The organism is Paenibacillus sp. 11B, from assembly GCF_030487755.1.
GTDB classification, from domain to species: Bacteria; Bacillota; Bacilli; order Paenibacillales; family Paenibacillaceae; genus Paenibacillus; species Paenibacillus vandeheii.
This window is the reverse complement of sequence record NZ_JAUKNS010000001.1, coordinates 689,038-702,722: the sequence shown is the minus strand read 5'-3', so window position 1 is coordinate 702,722 and position 13,685 is coordinate 689,038. Positions and strand designations below refer to the sequence as shown.

Here is a 13,685-nt window from a genome sequence, read left to right as displayed (position 1 = left end):
TTATTAGATCGGATGGTTCCATCGCGGAAATATATCTGTGTAAGCCACACCAAGCAACACGTAGTTATGAGGTGATAATAAGTGGTTCAATGGACACAGGTAGATCCTGAAATGGCAAGACAAAGTGAACAGGTGCTGCGGACATTAAATGATAAAGGGTACGACGCCTACTGGGTAGGTGGTTGTGTTCGTGATGAATTGCTGGGACGTCGCGTGGATGATATGGATATCACCACGTCAGCTTCCCCCGAGCAAGTCATGGAATTATTCGCAAATTGTATTCCTACGGGCCTCCAGCATGGAACGGTTACTGTTCGTTCAGGAGGCTTTTACTTTGAGGTTACAACATTTCGCACCGAATCCGAATATAAGGATAATCGAAGACCTGCTGCCGTTCATTTTGTGCAGGATGTCAAAGAGGATTTGCAGCGGCGTGACTTCACGATGAATGCTCTCGCTGTGGATCGGGACGGAAATATCGTTGATCCTTTTGGTGGACAGTTGGATATTCAGGATGGACGGGTCAGATGTGTGGGATTGGCGACTGAGCGCTTCGGTGAAGATGCGTTGCGGATGCTTCGGTGTGTTCGTTTTGCTTCGGTATTTGATTTTAAAATTGCCCACAACACCTGGAAGGGGCTAATTCGACAAAAGGATCTGCTACAACATATCGCCATGGAAAGAGTACGTACCGAAATGGCGAAAATGATGGCAGGCCCACATCCGCTGCACGGTCTGGAATTGCTGTTTCGAAGCCAGGCGCTGGAGCATGTGAAGGCACCAATCTACATGGAACGATTCAATAAAGACCTCCTGTCCAATATGGAGCAATTGATAGAAGAGAACGTATTATTACGCTGGTCTATGCTGCTGATTGCCGGCCGTTATACCAGGGATGAAGCAGATGCATTACTTCGAAAATGGACATTTTCTAATGATGATCGTTCCCGCATCAGTGGAGTTCTCCAGGTCGAACAGTTAATCAAGGCTGTCGTACAAGAGCAGAAGGACGAAGAGGCACTGCGTTCAGAATGGATTGTAACTGTGCTGTCTAGCGGACGTCAGGCGACAGAGGACTGGCTCATGATTCAACGACTGCTTCCAACAGGCTGGCGAGAACATGAGGTTCTGCACGAAGAACAGATTGCTGTAATACAGTCCAGGGGTGCTGCATGGAGTCAATCCATGAAGGTGTATGAACTGAAAGATCTGCATATTACGGGTGAGAACGTTTTGCAGCAACTTGGACGCAAAGGCGGACCATGGCTGGGACAACTGATGAAACATCTCCTAAGAGAGACTGCGATCGGAAATATAGCGAATCAGCATGACATGCTGACCAACGAAGTAAAGCGGGTGGCTGCAGATGACAAAGCATGAGGATCTGTTACATATGTTGCTGAATGCAGAGGGGGAGTTTGTGTCTGGTGAAGAGATCAGTCGCAACCTGTCCATTAGCCGAACAGCCGTGTGGAAGCACGTAAACAAACTGCGTGACATGGGTTATGAGTTTGAAGCCGTATCTCGCAGAGGGTACCGCTTGGTCACGAAACCGGACAGCATTGATGCCACTGCGCTTCAGCTGGCACTGGAAACAACAGTGTTTGGCCGGAAAGCCATAATCCTGAATTCCACGTTGTCCACCCAAGGTGATGTTCAGCAGATGGCTGAGCAAGGGCAGAGCGAAGGAGTAGTTGTTCTGGCGGAAGAACAGACGGGAGGGCGAGGCCGCTTTGGGCGTAAATGGTTCTCCCCACCCGGGAGAGGTATCTGGATGAGCGTTCTTATGCGCCCGGAACTTGCTCTGCAAAATACACCACAGCTGACCTTATTAACGGGTGTGGCCGTGTGTCGTGCTATTCGGTCATATACAGGTGCAGATGCCGGGATCAAATGGCCTAATGATCTTTTGATAGCTGGTCGGAAGGTATGTGGGATACTGCTTGAATCAACTGTTGAAGATCACGAAGTGCGTTATTGTGTAGCGGGCATAGGCGTTGATGTTAACTTCGATTCGAAGGATTATCCTGAAGATTTGAGATCCATTGCAACTTCACTCAAAATGGAGACGGGACAAACCATAGACCGGACTAGACTTGCAGCGGCCATTCTCTCGGAATTGGAGCGTTTGTATATTTTTTATCAAAAGGAAGGCTTCGGTGTGATCTCTTCACTCTGGGAAGCTTTGTCCGTATCCATGAATCGTGAAATTAAGGTGGCTAATCCACAGGGCATCATCGAAGGTACAGCAATGGGCCTTGATCCTTCTGGAGCATTGATTGTGGAGAAGCCAAACGGTGAGCGTGTCTCGGTTTACTCTGGTGAAGTTTCATTGGTAAATTAAACAATTTGTCGAATTTACACCGTCAAAATGAACATAAGACGTGAACTTTGGGCAGAACTTTGGTATACTGTGTTCGTGAGGCGATATCGGCTATTACAGACCGAATTGCACTCCGGCAATAGTATGCTTTGTTCTGCTTTACATTTGTTGCAGTGACAAGGCAGGAATGGTAATAAATGAATAAAGTGAGTTGTTGGATTCTGCTCTGAGCCGAAGAGGACCGAGACAGAAGGGACGATCGCAAGTGACTCTTTTTTGACTTTTCGGGACTTTTTAGTGGAAACTAAAAGGTTTTTTTGTTGCGTTTAAATTGAAAAGATGAGAGGAGCCATGGCGAAAAATGGCAAACAAACAAGCATTGAATATTGTGAAAATGAAAAAATATAAGCAGGACGGCGTGCCGCTTAGTATGATTACAGCTTACGATTATCCGACAGCTCAATTGGCTGAGGAAGCAGGTATCGATCTGATTCTGGTGGGTGATTCACTGGGGAACGTGGTGCTGGGTTATAACTCTACCTTACCTGTTACGATTGACGATATGGTGTACCATACACGCTCTGTAGTGCGTGGTGCGGGAAATACGTTTATCGTTGCTGATATGCCCTTTATGACGTACCATGGCAGCGTGGACGAGACACTCAAAGGTGTCCGTCGCCTGATGCAGGAAGGACATGCACATGCGGTCAAGATGGAGGGCGGTCTCGAAATCGCAGATACGGTAAAAGCGGTTGTTCAAGCTGGTGTGCCTGTTCTTGGACATATTGGACTGACTCCTCAATCCGTGAATCAAATTGGTGGTTATCGCATTCAGGGCAAGGATGCTGCAGATGCCAGACGTCTCTTGGACGAGGCCAAGGCGCTTGAAGCGGCCGGAGCTTTCGGCATTGTACTGGAATTGGTCACTGAAGAAGTGGCAAGAGCGATCTCGGAAGAACTGACTATTCCTACGATTGGTATAGGCGCAGGCAGAGGATGTGATGGTCAGGTACTGGTATTCCATGATGTGGTTCAGTATGCTTCCCCATACACGCCAAAACGCTTTGTCAAAACGTATGGAGACGTAGGTACATTGATTCGCAATAGCATTGAATCCTATGTGAAAGAAGTTAAGGACCGTTCGTTCCCGGCCGAAGAGCATGTATTTACCGCTGCTGACGGCGTTCTAGATCAACTGTACGGACAACGTAAAGAAAAGGTGGAGACCAGCGTATGAAAGTGATACGGACAATCGCAGAATTAAGACAAGAACTTAGCTTGCAGCGTCAGTCGATTCAGTCCAGAGAGTCGGTTGTAGGACTTGTGCCTACGATGGGATTTCTTCATGAAGGCCATGCAAGTTTGATGCATGCGGCCAAACAACAAAGTGATATCGTGGTTTTGAGCATATTTGTAAATCCGATTCAATTCGGTCCCAATGAAGACTTTGACAGTTACCCCAGGGATGAAGCCAGAGATGTGGAAACAGCACGTGCAAAAGGAGTGGATATCGTATTTATTCCCTCTGTTGAAGAGATGTATCCACAGCCTACACAAACGACCGTATCGGTTTCCCGTTTAACGGATCGCTTATGCGGTGCTTCCCGTCCGGGTCATTTTGACGGAGTAACTACGGTCGTCTCGAAGCTGTTTAATATTGTACAACCGCAGCGTGCATTTTTTGGCATGAAGGACGCACAGCAGGTTGCTGTGATCCAACAGATGGTTAACGATTTGAACATGGCAGTAGAGATTGTACCTTGTCCTATTGTCCGTGAAAGTGATGGTTTGGCGCTTAGTTCTCGGAACGTGTACCTCAGCACCGAACAACGTCAGGAAGCTCTTGTTCTGTCCAAGGCACTGCGTGTGGCACAGGAAGCTGTAGATGCAGGGTCGGCTGTGACAGCAGCGGATATCCGGGGCATATTGCGCCAGAACATTGAACGTTCACCAATGGCCGTGATTGATTATGCTGAAATTCAGGCTTTTCCAAGTTTGGAGCCACTTGCGGATCAGGAAAAAGTTCTTGGCCGGGACGATCTGCTGATCGCACTTGCAGTAAAATTCGGCAAAACCAGATTGATTGACAATATACGACTGCAAAAATCGGAGGTGCTGTCCCATGTTTAGAACACTAATGAAATCCAAAATTCACCGGGCAACCGTTACAGAAGCAAACCTGAACTATGTGGGTAGCATTACCATTGATGAAGATCTGATGGAAACTTCTGATCTAATGGAAAATGAGAAAGTACAAATTGTGAATAACAACAATGGTGCCCGTCTGGAAACCTATGTCATTCCAGGGCCACGTGGAAGTGGTGTCATCTGTTTGAATGGAGCAGCAGCCCGTCTGGTACAGCCTGGCGATACCGTCATTATCATTTCATATGCAATGATGTCTCAAGAAGAGGCAAATAATCACAAACCTACGGTTGTATTTGTGGATGGACAGAATAAACCTGTGCAAACGATGAAGCACGAAGTTCATGCGACGATTATGTAATCGACTGGTAAGGGGAATGAAATCGACCCATTCTACAAAAAATGAGTAAAGGTCACTGCACTAATCCATTTTTTCAAGGGTGGGGATGCATCGATGTTCCAGCATGTTTTCGCAGAAATGAACGACATGTTAGATGAAATTATCAAGCGCTACCCTTCTGCTGAAGGCCTAAGCAAACAGGAATTGCTGCAAAAGTGGAATTTGCTCAAGCGGATGAGTGACGGGATGATTGATGAGTGGCTGATGTTTGAAGAAAAAATGAGCCAGGTAAGGGAACGGGAATTGGATAAAGATAAGCCCGCCTCCCTTGAGCCTGAACAGGAAGCTGTTACCGCAATGCCAGAACTGCATCTGGAGTGTTTCAGTCGCGGTCAGGGTTATTTCAAACTGCAAATGTACCCGCAGGCTATTATGCAATTTTCCAGGGTTGTGACCGACTATCCGGAAAGTGCATTGACTCGGTTTTACCTGGCTCTTGCTCATCTTAACCTGGAACAAACCGAGGAAGCTGGAATACACTTGCAGCGGATTATGCATCTGAACGGTTCGCCGAGATTGAAGGGACTGGTATGTAACGTCCTGGGCTGTATTGAGGCTAAACTCGCGAATCCTGAAGGTGCATGTTCACTATTTGCGCAGGCGCTTCAGTATGACCCGACGTTGACCGAACCGCTGTATAACATGGAAGCCTGTCGATTAAACAGCGGAAAATTGCAATATGCAAATCAGCTGACAGCCTTAAATTAAGGGCCATTCGGCGGCATAAAGACGGTGTTCCCTCCTCTGGCATAGCGGAGGGGACACCGCCTTTTTTGTCAGTTAATTTTCAAATGCCCTTTTTTTTGCTATGCTGTAACATAGACTGGAATGGAAGGGACCGTACATTGCAATGAAATTTGCCGTATTGGATTTCGAAACAACCGGCACGCAGTCCGACGGTGAGATTATACAAGCCGGACTTGCCATCATAGATCATGACTACAGCATAACTCAAATATATAGTTCTTATGTGAACCCAGGTGTACCGATTCCTCCGTTTATTACGGGGTTAACCGGTATTACTGATGAAGATGTAGCGGATGCTCCCTCATTGGAAGAGATGATGATGGAGATGGTTCCGCTGCTCGACGATGTGGTTCTTGTTGGGCACAACGTTGCTTTTGATTTTCACTTTCTTCAAAATGCACTCGATCGCTGCGGTTACCTGCCGTTCACCGGACGTATTCTGGATACGATTGATTTCCTGAAGATCACGTTCCCGTCACTGGGCTCTTATCAACTCGGATATGTGTCTTCAGAATTCGGATTTCAGCATGACCGCCCTCATCAGGCAGATAGTGATGCTCTTGCGACAGCTTTTGTATTACTGAAGTGTCTCGATGAGCTGCGTGCATTGCCTCTGATCACGATTCAGCGCCTCAGTGATCTGTTTGCGCCAGAAGATAGTGACTTGGGTTGGTTCTTCGACGGAATGCGTACTGAGAAGGAATCAGAGCCGATTCAGGACCTGGATGGTCATACGTATTATCGCCAGCTCGCCCTGAACGTGAGTGACTGGACTGATATAGGTTCACCACGTGATGAGCGGGAGGGTAACCCGCTGGAAAACGTAAGTTTCGAGCAGTTTATGGATCAGGTTAGAGATAACCTGAAGGAGACGCTGGACCATTATGAGGAGCGTGAGGCACAAACTCAGATGTTCAGCAGTGTACGACAAGCGTTGGATGAAGAGAAGCATCTATTGATTGAAGCTGGAACGGGTACAGGCAAATCGCTTGGTTATTTGTTGCCTGCCATCTATGAAAGTGTGAAACAGGAACAGAAAGTAATGGTCAGTACACATACCATCAACCTGCAGGAGCAATTGAGAGAGCGGGATATTCCTATGCTGACCCAAGTGGTTCCGTTCCCGTTCAAGGCAGCGGTGTTCAAAGGACGTGGGCACTATCTGTGTCTGCGTAAGTTTGAGCATAAAATCAATAAACGTGAATTCGCTACACCGAAAGAGGATTATTTTACAGCAGCTCAGATGATTGTCTGGCTTACCCAGACGGAGACTGGAGACGACGAGGAGCTTAATCTAAGCGGGCGCGGTGGAGACTTCTGGGAGACGGTACAGAGTGAGTCTGAATCCTGTCTTGGACGCTCCTGTCCTTGGTTCCGCAAATGTTTCTATCATCGGGCCAAACATGAAGCCGGGCTGTCCGATATCGTCATTACGAATCATTCGAAATTGTTTACGGATGTCAAAGCAGCACATCAGCTGCTGCCAGCCTACGAAAGTCTTGTCATTGATGAAGCACATCATCTGGAGGATGTAGCAGGTAAGCATCTTGGTCTTCACATGAAGTATTTTACGTTGGTTCATACATTGACCCGACTGTTTAAAGATAGCCGTAATGGCCAACTGCCGATGCTTCGTTCTCAACTGTCGGGTCATGAAAAATCGGTACAGTGGAGCTCCATGATCGATCAGATGTTCCCGCTTGCCGTTGAAGTTAAGGAGATATGGGATCGACTAAGCGATACACTGTTCGGCCTGCTGCCTGAACGTAGCGATGCTTCTCCAGGCGAGACTGGACAATTTTCACTTAGACTGAAGCCTTCGCAAAAACCGGCTAAATGGCAGGAGTTGCAGGATGTAGAAAACCAAATCTATGTAACCCTAGGCGATTTGATTCGTAAAGGCGACAAGCTGCTGCTTGAAGTGAAAGAAGATCAGGATGATTATCAGTCCGATAGTCTGATTACGGATATCTCAGGACTGCTCAAGGACTTGGCAACGATCAAGGATAATCTGCGTTTCTTCATGCGCATGGATGATGCCAATACCGTGTACTGGATGGAGGCTAGCGGCCAATTCCGCAGTAAATCACTGCAGCTCTATGCCGTTCCTGTCGATGTCAGTGCGCAATTGAAGGATATGTTCTTTGATAAAAAGAAAAGCGTTGTGCTTACATCGGCTACGCTCTCCGTTGACAAGTCATTTCAATTCATGATCGAACAGCTGGGCTTGCAGGAAGCTGCCGAGAATAACCGCTTGTTGACATCCATGCTGCCGTCACCATTCAACTATCGCGAACAGGCCCTGCTCGTCATTCCGCGTGATTTCCCAAGTGTGAAGGGCAGTGTAGGTGATGCCCACTTTGTGGATATGCTCGTGCATTCGCTCGCGGAAACGGCTATCGCCACTCGTGGACGCATGATGGTGCTGTTCACCTCCTACCGCATGCTGCGCCAGGTCTATGACCCGCTTAAGGAGGCCTTGTCAGGTAATGATATCTCTTTGCTCGGGCAAGGGGTGGACAGCGGCAGCCGTTCCAAGCTTACACGTCGCTTCCAAGATGCGAAAGCGACTGTACTTCTTGGCACAAGCAGCTTCTGGGAAGGAGTGGACATTCCCGGAGAGGCTCTGACCTGTCTTGCAATTGTCAGACTGCCGTTCCAGCCACCCAATCATCCATTAGTTGAAGCAAAGAGTGAGCTTTTGCAACAACAGAAGAAAAATCCGTTTATGAAGCTGTCCGTGCCGCAAGCCGTTATCCGCTTCAAACAGGGATTCGGCAGACTGGTTCGTACGGGTAAGGACAGAGGTATTGTGATTGTATACGATACACGTGTCATTGAAGCATATTATGGCAAGTACTTTTTATATTCATTACCAGGTCCCAAAATGGAACACATGCTCACAGAGCAGATGGTTCCTCGCATTTCGGAATGGCTTGAGAGACCAACCGATGAACAGCAATAACAGCTATGCTCTGTAGCTTATATGATTGCATGAAGCCACTATTTGGCGGTAAAATTGAGCAATATCATTCATTCGTTTCATGAATAGTGAGTAAAGCGATTAAAGAAGTAATTTAAGCAATTATCCATTATATAACAAAGAGCATCCTGTTTAATTCAGTCATCTTTTTGCATCGTTTTAGACAGGGTGCTCATTCTTTTCATCTATCTATCTATCGTGGCCTTGGTAAGGGGGAGCAATTGAATGAAATCAGATAAAATTTCGGAAGCCGTGGTGCGAAGATTGCCTGTTTACTTGCGTTATTTGAATGAACTGCATCAGCGCGAAGTCAATACGGTTTCTTCACAAGAACTTGGATTGAGACTGGATTTGAATCCGGCTCAGATTCGTAAAGACCTGGCTTACTTCGGTGACTTTGGTCGTAAAGGGATCGGATATGACGTTTCATATCTCATCGAGAAGATCCGCCATATTCTGAAAATAGACCAGCAGATCAATGTAGCTCTTGTCGGAGCAGGTAATTTGGGACACGCTTTGTCCAATTACAATGCCTACCTCAAAGACAACATGAAGATTGTCGCTGTATTTGATGCCTACGGTCCGAAGATTGGAAGTCAAATTAACAGTCTGACGGTGCAACCGATGAATGAATTAACGGATTCGGTCAAAAAAGATAACATTCGTATAGGGATTATCACGGTTCCGGATACGGAAGCCCAAAATGTTGCCGATCAGTTGATTGAGTCAGGAATTGAAGCGATTCTGAATTTTGCGCCAACGATCCTGAAGACCCCGCCGCATATTCGTATTCATCATGCCGATTTTACGACGGATCTGCTTAGCCTTGCTTATTATTTGGAGAATGGAAAGGACGACGAGGAAGATGACGACAAATAGATGGGTAATTCACAACGGCAAATTTGCCGTCAGTGAGGGCACGAATTGGAAAGTGGTTCAAGGTTATATGGTTGTCGAGAATGACAAGATTGTGCATATTGGTGAGACTTTGCCGGAAGGAGACGAAAGTCTGACAAAGGTGGACGGAAAAGGACTGCTCTTCTTGCCGGGTCTGATCAATACGCATGGTCACGCGGCCATGTCGCTTCTGAGAGGTCATGGAGATGATTTGGCATTACAAGTATGGTTGCAGGAGAAAATGTGGCCAATGGAAGCCAAAATGACGTCTGAAGACGTATATTGGGGCACATCACTTTCCGTACTTGAAATGTTGAAAGGTGGAACAACAGCATTCCTGGATATGTATGATCATATGGATCAGGTTGCAAAAGTGGTGGAACAATCCGGCGTTCGGGCTGCTCTGGCACGTGGGGTAATCGGACTTTGCTCAGCGGAAGAACAACAGCGCAAGCTGGAAGAATCCGCAGCATTTGCCCGTCAATGGAATGGACAAGCAGACGGAAGAATTACAACCGTAATTTCTCCACACGCACCTTACACTTGTCCTCCAGATTACATAGAGAAGCTGGTACAGGTTGCTCATGACCTGAATCTGCCTTTGCATACGCATATGTCTGAAACGCTTCGTGAAGTGGAACAGAACGTGGCTGATTACGGTCAACGTCCGGTTGCACATCTGGAGAAGCTAGGATTTTTCTCCCGTCCATCTCTGGTTGCACATGCGGTACATCTGAATGATGAAGAGATCGAAATTCTTGCATCACATGATGTAGCAGTTTCCCACAATCCAGGCAGTAACCTGAAATTGGCTTCGGGTGTTGCACGAGTACCTGATCTGCTGAAAGCAGGGGTGACCGTGTCCCTCGGAACAGATGGACCAGCAAGTAACAATAACCTCGATATGTTTGAAGAGATGAGACTTGCTGCTTTGATTCACAAAGGTGTGTCCGGTGACCCTACCGCAGTGCCAGCAGGGGAAGCACTTCTGCTTGGAACTTCGTATGGTGCCAAATCCATATTCCTGAACAATACAGGAGCACTGCAAACAGGCATGAAGGCTGACTTCATCGCCTTGAATATTGAACAGGCCCATTTCTATCCGCATACGGATCTGATTTCCCATACCATATACTCCGCATCAGCCAAAGATGTAGAGCATGTGTGGGTGGATGGTAAACAAGTGGTTAAACATGGCGAATGTCTTACGATGGATGAAGAGCGTATTTTGCGTGAGTCTCAACTGGCATTTGACGGTCTGCTTGCCCGTTAATTCCAAGGACAGCATCGTCATAGGGAAAGGAAGTTCGGCTTTTGAAGAAAAAAAAGAAGTGGATATGGATTTCGCTGCTGCTCCTGGTTCTGATTCTGTTTGGACTTCAGCGTTATTATGTCTATGTTACTCAGGATCAGCGCAAGGAAGAGGCGTTGGCCATACAGGCGGCCCAGGAACAGGTCGGTATTACGTCACACGAAGACCTGCGTAAGTATGTCTGGGGGCAAAAAGACGGCGGAGACAACATATACTGGACCCTGATCGGTAAAAATAAGGATAACCAGGATGTATTGGTGTGGATCAAGTTTGATGAAAATAACAAGCCTGTGACAGGGACCAATGCGGTGCACAGTGAACTGCTGAAGAACGGCATGTCTGAAGCACAGATTCGAAATCGGTTCAGCTCTGAAGTTCCAGGCGGGGAGATCAAACGAATCATGCCAGGTGTTGTGAATGGAATCTATGTATGGCAAGTGTATTATAACGATGCTACTCACAATTATTATAGGTTTTACCGCTTTAGTAACGGGGAACAGGTTGACCTGGTCTATACGATTCCGAATAGCTAGAATCAGCAGACGTACTATTTTCTAAAAAGAATACAGTAAAGAACCGGCAGACGGAAACCCGACTGGACCGGTTCTTTGACGTGTTTTCTTGATCATTTTGGATTTGAATAGTTAAAATTAATAATTTATTCATATTTTCGCCTTAGATATTGTATATACGATGTGATATACTCAAATATGTATTCAAGGATACATCATACACAAATAAATCCTGTTAGACACATCACAGGACTTTACGTACACATATTCATATTCTTGCCTACAAGCTATAGAATGGGCCAAATTATAGGAGGGGTGACTCACTTGAAGATAAAAGTATTGCCTATTGCTCTGACTGCCGTCATTTCAGCCGTTGTGTTGTTTGGAGGTTGGTTTGTGTATCGTCATGTGGCTGTGCAAAGCCCAATTGAAAAGATGGTTACCCAGTACGATGGAGTCAATGATGTACAATTAACTATTAACCACAATGATGTACAGTTGAAACTCGATCTGCAGCCGGATGTTGATTTGGGCAGGTTGGTACAATATATTCACAAAGAAGGACAAACCCTGATTGGCACTCGTTCGTTGAAGCTGGATGTCGTGGATCATTCCAACGAAGCGCTGGAAAGCTGGTGGGGTAGCGCCATGTTTACCGTAGCTCAGGCTATGGAGAGCAAACAATACACCGAGATTACACCGACCTTGTCTAAAATGGCTACGAATGGGATCAAGGTAAACACAGCCATGGATGACAATAATGTATATGTCAGCCTCAGAGATGGAGATGCCAGCAAGTTTATTATTCTACCGCGTGTGCCCGGTCAGATAGGAGTGTGGCCAAATGCCTAAATGGACGAAAGAAATTGCCATTGGATTTGTACCCGTATTAATTATCTTTCTCGCTTTTATCGGTGTAAACATGATTCCCATTCTGATCGCTGCAATGATTGTGGGAGCTTTGCTGCTCATGATGCAAATGCGTGGTGGAATTACGGTGGGTGCGGGTCAGGAACGCAAACGCAAGAAAAAAGGACCGTCCAAGCTGACTTTTGAAGAAATTGGCGGTCAGGAGAGTGCGAAGCAGGAGCTGAGGGAAGCGCTTGATTTTCTCATTCGACATGAGGAAATTCAGAAGTTTGGTATTCGTCCTTTGAAAGGGATTTTGCTCACAGGTCCTCCTGGAACAGGCAAAACCTTGATGGCCAAAGCTGCTGCTCATTATACCGACTCTGTTTTTGTAGCTGCTTCAGGCAGTGAGTTTGTTGAAATGTATGTCGGTGTGGGTGCCGGCAGAATACGGGATTTGTTTCGGGATGCGAGAACTCGTGCTGCAAAAGAAAATAAAGAAAATGCCATTATATTTATCGATGAAATTGATGTGATCGGTGGAAAACGGGAAGGTGGACAACAGCGTGAATATGATCAGACGCTGAATCAGCTGTTGACGGAAATGGATGGCATCTACTCTTCCGAAACACCGCGAACACTCGTGATCGCCGCTACAAACCGAAAAGAAATGCTGGATAGCGCACTGACGCGTCCAGGACGTTTTGACCGTCATATTCAGGTGGACTTGCCGGATAAAAAAGGCAGAAAACACATATTGGAGCTGCATGCAGTCAATAAGCCTCTTTTGGAAGGGGTAAATCTTGAGAAGACAGCCGAAGAATCCTATGGCTTCTCTGGAGCACAGCTGGAAAGTGTGATGAACGAAGCTGCAATTTATGCGATGAGAGACGGGCTGCTCAACATTGAACAGCGTCATCTGTCCCTTGCGATTGATAAAGTAATGATGGGTGAGAAGACGGACCGCGAATCCAGCGTGGAAGAGAAAAAAAGAGTGGCTATTCATGAATTGGGACATGCCATTATGGCTGAACTGGTTCGTCCTGGCAGTGTGAGTCAGGTTGCACTCAGTCCGCGTGGACAGGCCCTGGGATATGTACGTCATAACCCGCAGCAAGAACAATTTCTGTACACAAAGCGTTTCCTGGAAGAGCAGATCATGATTGCCCTCGGTGGTGCGGCAGCAGAGGAAATGTATTACGGTGGACGCAGTACAGGATCACGTAATGACTTTGAACAAGCAACGAATGTGGTACAGACGATGATGGCTTCCGGACTTACTTCGTTGGGTATTGTTAATATGGATATGGTAACGACGGAAGAGTTGATGCGGGAGAACAAATTGATCCTGCAAGACCTGATGGAACAGACCAAACGATTGCTTGAAGAACAGCGGACAATATTCGACAATTCCCTCGACACGCTGCTCAGGGAAGAAGTATTGTCTGGCGATCAATTTCGTTGTCAATTTCGTGACAGCGCCCTTCTACCGGCATAATTTATTTATGTCGGTTATT

12 protein-coding genes are annotated in these 13,685 nt (G+C 46.6%); all 12 read left to right on the top strand.

The window, feature by feature from the left end; genetic code table 11:
- The first annotated feature begins 81 nt into the window (after window positions 1-81).
- The 12 genes from Q0V21_RS03025 (at window position 82) to Q0V21_RS02970 (ending at window position 13,666) form a co-directional block, all read left to right on the top strand.
- Window positions 82-1,380, top strand: a complete 1,299-nt coding sequence (locus tag Q0V21_RS03025; protein WP_301877528.1) for a CCA tRNA nucleotidyltransferase — start codon at window positions 82-84, stop codon at window positions 1,378-1,380.
- Window positions 1,367-2,344 carry a biotin--[acetyl-CoA-carboxylase] ligase gene (locus tag Q0V21_RS03020; protein WP_301877526.1) on the top strand — a complete coding sequence of 326 codons (978 nt, stop codon included), beginning with the start codon at window positions 1,367-1,369 and terminating at the stop codon, window positions 2,342-2,344. Before Q0V21_RS03025 ends, Q0V21_RS03020 begins: the two co-directional genes overlap by 14 nt.
- Window positions 2,345-2,684: 340 nt before the next feature.
- Window positions 2,685-3,560, top strand: a complete 876-nt coding sequence (gene panB / locus Q0V21_RS03015; RefSeq protein WP_079349393.1) for a 3-methyl-2-oxobutanoate hydroxymethyltransferase — start codon at window positions 2,685-2,687, stop codon at window positions 3,558-3,560.
- Window positions 3,557-4,453, top strand: a complete 897-nt coding sequence (panC, locus tag Q0V21_RS03010; RefSeq protein ID WP_301877525.1) for a pantoate--beta-alanine ligase — start codon at window positions 3,557-3,559, stop codon at window positions 4,451-4,453. Before panB ends, panC begins: the two co-directional genes overlap by 4 nt.
- Window positions 4,446-4,829 carry an aspartate 1-decarboxylase gene (panD, locus tag Q0V21_RS03005; protein ID WP_024630626.1) on the top strand — a complete coding sequence of 128 codons (384 nt, stop codon included), beginning with the start codon at window positions 4,446-4,448 and terminating at the stop codon, window positions 4,827-4,829. Before panC ends, panD begins: the two co-directional genes overlap by 8 nt.
- Before the next feature lie 93 nt (window positions 4,830-4,922).
- Window positions 4,923-5,576, top strand: coding sequence for a tetratricopeptide repeat protein (locus Q0V21_RS03000; protein WP_301877520.1), 654 nt, complete (start codon window positions 4,923-4,925; stop codon window positions 5,574-5,576).
- Between the two features lie 142 nt (window positions 5,577-5,718).
- Window positions 5,719-8,580 (top strand): ATP-dependent DNA helicase DinG, encoded by a 2,862-nt coding sequence (gene dinG / locus Q0V21_RS02995; protein WP_301877518.1) that lies wholly within the window; start codon window positions 5,719-5,721, stop codon window positions 8,578-8,580.
- A gap of 243 nt (window positions 8,581-8,823) precedes the next feature.
- Window positions 8,824-9,477 carry a redox-sensing transcriptional repressor Rex gene (locus Q0V21_RS02990; RefSeq protein ID WP_053780717.1) on the top strand — a complete coding sequence of 218 codons (654 nt, stop codon included), beginning with the start codon at window positions 8,824-8,826 and terminating at the stop codon, window positions 9,475-9,477.
- Window positions 9,464-10,768, top strand: a complete 1,305-nt coding sequence (locus Q0V21_RS02985; RefSeq protein WP_285080483.1) for an amidohydrolase — start codon at window positions 9,464-9,466, stop codon at window positions 10,766-10,768. The genes Q0V21_RS02990 and Q0V21_RS02985 overlap by 14 nt, the downstream gene beginning before the upstream one ends.
- Before the next feature lie 41 nt (window positions 10,769-10,809).
- A complete protein-coding gene (locus Q0V21_RS02980; protein WP_079349390.1) occupies window positions 10,810-11,340 on the top strand; it encodes a cell wall elongation regulator TseB-like domain-containing protein in 531 nt (176 codons plus the stop codon).
- A 303-nt stretch (window positions 11,341-11,643) separates the two neighbouring features.
- On the top strand, window positions 11,644-12,171 hold the full coding sequence (locus Q0V21_RS02975) for a hypothetical protein (RefSeq protein ID WP_079349389.1): 528 nt from the start codon (window positions 11,644-11,646) through the stop codon (window positions 12,169-12,171).
- Window positions 12,164-13,666 (top strand): AAA family ATPase, encoded by a 1,503-nt coding sequence (locus Q0V21_RS02970; protein WP_301877515.1) that lies wholly within the window; start codon window positions 12,164-12,166, stop codon window positions 13,664-13,666. Before Q0V21_RS02975 ends, Q0V21_RS02970 begins: the two co-directional genes overlap by 8 nt.
- The last annotated feature ends 19 nt before the right edge of the window (window positions 13,667-13,685 follow it).